The sequence below is a fragment of the Roseateles chitinivorans genome, from assembly GCF_002761755.1.
Taxonomy (GTDB): domain Bacteria; phylum Pseudomonadota; class Gammaproteobacteria; order Burkholderiales; family Burkholderiaceae_C; genus Roseateles; species Roseateles chitinivorans.
Genome location: NZ_PEOG01000184.1, coordinates 1 through 495, shown reverse-complemented (window position 1 = coordinate 495; position 495 = coordinate 1). Strand labels below are relative to the sequence as shown.

General features: G+C 61.2%; 2 protein-coding genes. One reads left to right on the top strand and one right to left on the bottom strand.

Annotated elements, in window-relative coordinates:
- A complete protein-coding gene (locus CS062_RS27415; protein ID WP_368372874.1) occupies positions 1 to 129 on the top strand; it encodes a DNA polymerase III subunit theta in 129 nt (42 codons plus the stop codon).
- A 33-nt stretch (positions 130 to 162) separates the two neighbouring features.
- Here CS062_RS27415 and CS062_RS26680 read toward each other — a convergent pair whose 3' ends face one another.
- Complete coding sequence (locus tag CS062_RS26680; RefSeq protein WP_199174377.1) at positions 163 to 363, bottom strand: hypothetical protein; 201 nt, start codon at positions 361 to 363, stop codon at positions 163 to 165.
- Between the last annotated feature and the right edge of the window lie 132 nt (positions 364 to 495).

Genomic DNA, 495 nt, shown 5'->3' with positions numbered 1-495 from the left:
GTGATCCCGGAAGTGGTGGAGCGTGAGCAGCCGGAAGCGCTGCGCGACTATTTTCGCGAGCGCGTGGCGCACTACCGCGCGGAATCCCACAGGTTTTCGCGCCTGCCGTACGAGCCGAAGGTCAAATAACAAAAAACCCGCCGTAACGGCGGGTTTTTTAAGTCACTTGCCGGCGAACCGGTCGGTGGCGATCATCAGCTGGTGCAAGATGCCCGGCTCATCAAACGAATTCCCCGCCCCTTCCACGATATGCCACTCCGCTTCCGGCCAGGCCTTAGCCAGAGCCCAGGCGTTCTGAACCTGGCAGGCCATGTCAGAGCGGCCGTGGACGATCACCGCCGGAATATGGCGGATTAGCGGCACGTTGCGCAGCAGCTGGTCATCGCTCTCCAGGAAGCCCAGGTGGTGAAATAGTGGTTTTCAATGCGGGCGAACGCCAGTGCGAAATCATCCTCGCCGAACGAAGCGGATTCGCGGCTCGGCAACAGCGTCACC